At 60.1% G+C, this 3,721-nt stretch carries 6 protein-coding genes and 1 pseudogene; 1 reads left to right on the forward strand and 6 read right to left on the reverse strand.

Annotation, left to right across the window (positions count from 1 at the left end; translation table 11 throughout):
• Together Q0288_RS02300 and cutA are read right to left on the reverse strand one after the other, a co-directional pair.
• Positions 1-239: CorA family divalent cation transporter (locus Q0288_RS02300; protein ID WP_299426572.1), on the reverse strand; the 239-nt coding region annotated here is incomplete at its 3' end.
• Between the two features lie 234 nt (positions 240-473).
• Positions 474-785 carry a divalent-cation tolerance protein CutA gene (cutA, locus tag Q0288_RS02305; protein ID WP_299426575.1) on the reverse strand — a complete coding sequence of 104 codons (312 nt, stop codon included), beginning with the start codon at positions 783-785 and terminating at the stop codon, positions 474-476.
• Positions 786-889: 104 nt separating this feature from the next.
• Here cutA and Q0288_RS02310 point away from each other — a divergent pair, with 104 nt between their 5' ends.
• A complete protein-coding gene (locus Q0288_RS02310; RefSeq protein WP_299426578.1) occupies positions 890-1,075 on the forward strand; it encodes a hypothetical protein in 186 nt (61 codons plus the stop codon).
• Positions 1,076-1,157: 82 nt separating this feature from the next.
• On the opposite strand, the gene Q0288_RS02315 is transcribed toward Q0288_RS02310, so the two are convergent.
• The 4 genes and pseudogenes from Q0288_RS02315 to Q0288_RS02330 form a co-directional block, all read right to left on the reverse strand.
• A complete protein-coding gene (locus Q0288_RS02315; RefSeq protein WP_299426581.1) occupies positions 1,158-2,048 on the reverse strand; it encodes a delta(1)-pyrroline-2-carboxylate reductase family protein in 891 nt (296 codons plus the stop codon).
• A 38-nt stretch (positions 2,049-2,086) separates the two neighbouring features.
• Positions 2,087-2,530, reverse strand: a complete 444-nt coding sequence (locus Q0288_RS02320) for an MOSC domain-containing protein (protein ID WP_299426584.1) — start codon at positions 2,528-2,530, stop codon at positions 2,087-2,089.
• Positions 2,527-3,231, reverse strand: a complete 705-nt coding sequence (locus Q0288_RS02325) for a c-type cytochrome (RefSeq protein WP_299426587.1) — start codon at positions 3,229-3,231, stop codon at positions 2,527-2,529. The genes Q0288_RS02320 and Q0288_RS02325 overlap by 4 nt, the downstream gene beginning before the upstream one ends.
• 101 nt (positions 3,232-3,332) lie before the next feature.
• Positions 3,333-3,721, reverse strand: a pseudogene (locus Q0288_RS02330) (sulfite oxidase); the annotation flags it as partial.

Consider the following 3,721-nt stretch of genomic DNA (forward strand, 5'->3'; position numbering starts at 1 on the left):
CGGCTGTTGGCGTTTTGCGAGGACTCGAGGGTTCTGAAAATCAAGAAGAGGTGTTTGGGATACTGCTCGAAACGGCTCCAGTGACCGATCTCCTGGGCATCGGCCAGGGCCAGGGGGTTCAGCGGGTACTGCTGAATCAGGGCAATTTCTTCGGGGGTCGGGGTCTCTACGTCCACCCAGACCTGGGTTTGCAAAGGCCCACAGGTCATCCCATCGGTGAGTTGCTTGGCCCGAATCATGGCCTATAGCTTATGGCTTAGAGCCGATAGCGCAAAAAAAAATCTGGCTGCCAGGGATTGGCCTTGCAGGGTGAGGGGGCCTCGAGTGTGGGTGCAAAGCTGCCTTCTCGGGCATGACCACGGGACTGCTAACAACCAAGCCGGTGCGTGATAAGACCCCCACACCAGCTGCTCCAGTGCGCCTTGCGCGGTGTGAGGGGCGAAATATGTGCCGTAAATTTACTCACCGGAGCACTAGCGGGTACTCGATGTGATCCAGTCGAGATAACTCTTTGATCCCATCTCGATTTTGTGAGCGATGATTTCGGGAACCTGGTAGGGGTGTAGCTCCTTGATGCGGGCTTCTAAAGCGGGGTAGCGCTCCTGGCGGGTTTTGATTAACAGCAATAGCTCGGGGTTCTCCTGAACCTCACCGTCCCAGCGATAGATCGAGGTGATACCCGGTAGCAGACTGACACAGGCCGCCAAACCCTCCTGCACGACCATACGGGCAATTTCCTGGCCGATCTCGACACTCGGTGCGGTACACAAAACGGTCAGATACATGGCCTCAGAGTACCCGATGGCCCCTGACGACACCGAACCCTGAAGCCGGACTTGCTCCCCTGGTTACGTTGCCGCTGAGCCAGTCCATCCGCTAAGGTAGTGATATGAACCCCTGGCTGGTGTTGTGGGCTGCATTGATGGGTCTGCTGGTTCTGGTTTTTGGCGTGCTCTTGCTCAATGTTCTGGCTATTGATGTTCGCTCGCCTCTGGGTATGGCTATTCTGCTGGGCTTACTGGTGCTGGGGTTGGTCTGGGTGCTGCAGGTGGCGCGCCGGCGTCGAGGCCGTTAGGGTAATTGGCAGCATCGCGGGTGCGGGTTGTTTTGAAAGCCGCCTCCTGGCCGCCCCTGGGTTCCGAGATTTGATACACCTGCTAGGACAAAGACTGCGCCGCCAGGCGGGCTGCGGCTAAATCCCACAGAGCATGTCCAACACTCTTGAAAAGCACGATGCCAGACGTGGGCCTGGGTTGGTGCAGGGCCAACTCCAGCGACTGCACTTTGCTCCAATCCACCTGAGCTTGCAGCAGATCGCCCGCTTCCGAGCGCGCACCCTCCAGGGTATCCACATACAGTTGTGCCAGGTGCACCACTTTCGGCGCAACCTCGGCCATTTCGGGGCGGTAGGCTCCCACTGCGGCTATGAAAATACCTTCAGGGGCCTCGAACAGCAGTGGGGTCTGGCTGGTGGTGGCACAGACAATCAGACTAACCTCGTCTAACACCGGCTCGAGGCGGCTAACAGCCTGGGCCAGCAAGCCGCGCCCACGGGCGTAGGAGGCCAGTGCTTCGGCGTGCTCGAGGGTACGTGAATACACATACACTTTGTCGGTTCCCAGGCCGTCCTGAAAGGCTTCCAGATGGCTTTTGCCCTGGGTTCCCGCCCCGACAATTAGCAGCGGTCCAGAGGGGTTGGGTGCGAGGGTTTGTGCGGCCAACAGCGATACCGCAGCGGTGCGGCGGGCAGTCACCACCGAGCCATCCAGCAAGGCCAGTCGCTCTCCGGTACTGGTACGCATCACCCAGACCTCGGCCCTTACACTGGGGCGTTGCTGGGGGTGTACCGTCACCAGTTTGGTCACCGTGATGAGGGGATCGGCAGCGGGCATTAGCAACAGGGTAGCCCCCCCCGCCAGCGGTACCACCAGGCGCTCGGGGGCGGTGATCTGACCTTGAGCATGATCGGCTAACACCTGGGCAATAGAGGCAGCCAGTGCAGGATAATGAAGGGCGGTAGCGGTTTCTTCCGCCGAAAGAATTTGCATGCTCCCAGCCTACCCTGAATTGCGCTGGCAGGAGTGGGCTATGTTGCTTGCGGAACCAGAACCCGAATTGCGTCGCCTACCAACACCACCCCACCCCGAAGTACCCTGGTGTACATGCCGCGTTTGCCATAAAGCACCCTGGGCAATCGCAGATCAAATGCCGACAGCGAGTCGCACACCGTACAGACACTGGTTAGCTCCAGCAGTACCGAGCCGATTTGTAAACGGTCTCCTTCCTTCCGCTGGTGGGGGTCGAAGTCTACCAGGAGGTTTTCGCCCAGCGCACCTGGAGGCAGCTCAATTCCGGCCTGTGCGGCCAGGGTGTAGACGCTAAGGCCCGCCACCAACACCGCCCGGTCGGGGTGCCTGCCAAAGTGCCGGTCACCTTCCACGCCTTTGCCCGCTACGAGGTGGGCTTGGGTCAGGGTCGGTTTGGGCAGGATACGGTCTAGGCCAGCATGGAGCGACAAGACCCGGTTCATCGCAACCCGAGTTGCTGGCGTGCGGCCAGTACCTGCTGCGCGCTCAGGTTTTTGCCCCGCTGGGCCTGTATCTCGGCCTCGCTAAATGCCCCCTGACCGGGGGGAAGTGTGTTGCCCCACTGGGTGGCAATATGGTTTAGCAGTGCCGCCATTTCGGCATTGCTAAACTGGGCATAGCCCGGCATGACCCCGTTGTAGGTAGCGCCCCGGACGGTGATGGGGCCTTGCAGACCGTACAGCATGACCTGTACCAGCCACTCCCGGCCCCCTCGAGCTGCCAGAATATCCGGGACATGCCCGGCCAGCGGTGGGAAGACCCCTGGAAGACCCGCACCGTTGGCCTGGTGGCAGCCGACACAGTTGTTGTAAACCTGGGCCCCGCTAAGGGTCGGAGCAGCCTGGATCACTGGCTGTGCAGGGGCAGTGGCAGCACCGGGGGCCAGGAAGGTCGCGAGATAATTCAGAATGCTGGCCCGCTCCTCTGGGGTTAACCGCATGCCATAAGCCTGCATTTCGGTTATCAGGCTATCCCAGCGTTCCCGGGTCTGCCGCTCGCGGGTCACAAAGCCAATTTCGTGGCAGGTCTGGCACTTCTGTAACACCAGGTCGCGTCCGGGCCCTTCGGGTAGAGCGTTTTGACCAAAACCAAGCCAGGAGCCCAGCAGGGCTGCACCAACGACAATTACAATCCACTTCCTCATCAACTTCTCCATTGCAGCAGTCTTTCGCAAAGGCCGGGCTGGGCATTACCCAGCCCACATACCGCCTGGACACGGCGAGCCCTTTGTAGAGGTGCTTGTACTCAGGTTACCTTGAACTTGACCCGCATCACACCGTTCCACTCGTAGCCACGCTCGTTCCACCAGACGTTGCCGTTCATGGGCTGGGTACGGCCCAGCTCGTCGGTTGCACGGGCCATTACCTCGTAGTCGCCGGGGGCCAGCAGCTGTGGCGAGACCCAGCGATACCAGCCAAACCTGCCGTCGTTGCCCTCGATAAGGGCTTTGCGCCAGGTGGTTCCACCGTTGACAGATACCTCAATGCTATCAATGGGGGAGAGTCCGTCGTTCCAGGCAATCCCGCGCACTTCTACCCTGCGGCCCCTCAGGCTCTCACCGGCTAACGGGGACAGAATGTAGGAGTTGATATTGATATTCCAGTTGGAGCGGGAGTTCTCGAGGGTGTAGTTGT

The sequence above is a fragment of the uncultured Meiothermus sp. genome (assembly GCF_937863175.1).
Lineage (GTDB): Bacteria > Deinococcota > Deinococci > Deinococcales > Thermaceae > Meiothermus.

Bases quoted from the DNA above. Each gene is read 5' to 3' on its own strand.
- cutA (WP_299426575.1), bottom strand. From the start codon at position 785: ATGTATCTGACCGTTTTGTGTACCGCACCGAGTGTCGAGATCGGCCAG.
- Q0288_RS02310 (WP_299426578.1), top strand. From the start codon at position 890: ATGAACCCCTGGCTGGTGTTGTGGGCTGCATTGATGGGTCTGCTGGTT.
- Q0288_RS02315 (WP_299426581.1), bottom strand. From the start codon at position 2,048: ATGCAAATTCTTTCGGCGGAAGAAACCGCTACCGCCCTTCATTATCCT.
- Q0288_RS02320 (WP_299426584.1), bottom strand. From the start codon at position 2,530: ATGAACCGGGTCTTGTCGCTCCATGCTGGCCTAGACCGTATCCTGCCC.
- Q0288_RS02325 (WP_299426587.1), bottom strand. From the start codon at position 3,231: ATGAGGAAGTGGATTGTAATTGTCGTTGGTGCAGCCCTGCTGGGCTCC.